The sequence below is a fragment of the Vibrio sp. 1402 genome (assembly GCF_033340275.1).
The window spans coordinates 1-544 of sequence record NZ_JAWOWE010000602.1 but is presented as its reverse complement, the minus strand read 5'-3'; the positions used below and the strand labels follow the sequence as shown (position 1 = coordinate 544).

1 protein-coding gene and 1 pseudogene are annotated in these 544 nt (G+C 43.8%); both read right to left on the bottom strand.

Features of this window, described 5'->3' with window-relative positions:
* The coding region (locus tag R7044_RS27475) for a DUF3833 family protein (RefSeq protein WP_225456260.1) at positions 1-231 on the bottom strand (231 nt) is incomplete at its 3' end.
* Positions 228-544, bottom strand: a pseudogene (locus R7044_RS27470) (chalcone isomerase family protein); the annotation flags it as partial. The pseudogene R7044_RS27470 and the gene R7044_RS27475, both read right to left, overlap by 4 nt.

The following is a 544-nucleotide window of genomic DNA, read 5'->3' as shown; positions in this document are numbered from 1 at the left end:
AACCAATTCATCACCCGCTATCGTACCGACAATATCAACCTCAAAGCGGCGTGTTTGTTTCTCGGAATAATCTTGCACCATTCCCCATGCCTTCACATTGCCATCAAAATATTCAAATAAATTAAATGGCGGCGTAGATGCTTGGTAATTGTCTATATCCGCCGAGCAAGCACTCAACGTAACAACAACGCACGCAGCAAAGTATCGCGATATCGTTTTAAAGATGTTCACCGTCTGACTTGTCCTATAAGTTGTTTACGCAGCTTTGGAAATTCCGTTTTTGGTGACAACCAAATAGACAGGAATGCATCGTTCATACGTTCGTCCGTTATTTCGCCAACCATTTTTTGCGTTTTAGTTCCTGCTTGGCGATAGATGATCTGTCCCTTATCTCCATCAGTGACGTAGGTAAGTTCATCGCCATTTTTGATACTTGGGAAGATAAAGCTCAATTGGGTAATCCATTGTTGGCGGCTCGACTTAGGGAAGCCCAGTTTTTGCCACTGTTCCTCCGTCACCTCAAGCAACTGCTGCTTGCTTATGT